This window comes from Pseudomonas sp. B20(2017) (assembly GCF_002113125.1).
Classification (GTDB): Bacteria; Pseudomonadota; Gammaproteobacteria; order Pseudomonadales; family Pseudomonadaceae; genus Aquipseudomonas.
The window spans coordinates 1-1294 of record NZ_NEJP01000031.1; the positions used below are offsets into that span (position 1 = coordinate 1).

Here is a 1294-nt window from a genome sequence, read left to right on the forward strand (position 1 = left end):
GCCTGGGACGCCGTTGGCCGGCTGATCCAGACGACGCTGCCTACCGGAGCCACCCGCGCCTGGTCCTACAGCGCCTACGGCCAGATCACCGCCGAACGCGATGAACTGGGGCGCATCACCCGCTACGAATATGACGACGACCTGCATTTGGTCAGCCGCCGGATCAACCCCGACGGCACGCGGCTGCAGTACCGCTACGACCATGCGCAGCTGCTGCTGACGGAAATCGAGAACGAGTCCGGCGAAAAGTATCGGCTGGACTACACGCCCACCGGACTGATCCGACAGGAAATCGGCTTCGATGGCCGGCGCACCGCGTACGCCTATGACCGCACCGGCCATCTGCTGGAAAAGACCGAGTTCGGCGACGACGGCTCGACGCTGGTCACCACTTACCAGCGCGACAGCGCCGGGCGCTTGCTGCTCAAGACCCTGCCGGACGGGATCGAGGTCAGCTACCGCTATGACCGTTTAGGCCGTTTGGTCGGCGTGGATGACGGCCAGGATCACCCGCTGGCCTTCGAATACGACCTGCAGGACCGGCTGGTGCGCGAGCATCAGGGCTGGGGCACCTTGCGTTACACCTACGATGCCTGCGGCCAGCTCACCCGCCTGCGCCTGCCGGACAACAGCAAGCTCGATTATCACTATGCCAAGGGCGGTGCGCTGACCGCGATCGACCTCAACGGCGCCTTGCTGACCCGCCACGTCTACCACAACGGCCGCGAACAGCAGCGCCAGCAAGGCCTGCTGCTCAGCGAATACGCCTACGACGAACAGGGCCGCTTGCAGTCCCACGCCGTAGGCCATCAACGCAGCGCGCTGTACCGCCGCGACTTTGCCTACAGCGCCAACGGCAACCTCGAACACATCACCGACACCCGCCACGGCCAGCGCAGCTACACGTACGACGCCCTCGGCCGGCTGATCCGCGTGCGCCACACCCGTGACGAGGTGCCGGAAAACTTCGCCCACGACCCGGCCGGCAACCTGCTGATGCAGGACCGTCCGGGCCCGACACAGATCAAAGGCAACCGCCTGTTGATGCAGGGCGACCGCCATTACGACTACGACGCCTTCGGCAACCTGATCCGCGAACGCCGCGGCCGCGCGCAACAACTGGTCACTGCATACCGCTACGACAGCCAGCACCGCCTGATCGGCCTGACCCGCCCCGACGGCACCAGCGCCACCTACCAATACGACGCCTTCGGCCGGCGCATCCGCAAGACCGTCGACGGCCAGACCACCGAGTTCTTCTGGCAAGGCGACCACCTGATCGCCGAAAGCAGCC

Annotated in this window: 1 pseudogene; it reads left to right on the top strand. The window is 65.9% G+C overall.

From position 1 onward, the window contains the following. Positions 1–1294, top strand: a pseudogene (locus tag CAF63_RS28160) (RHS repeat protein); the annotation flags it as partial.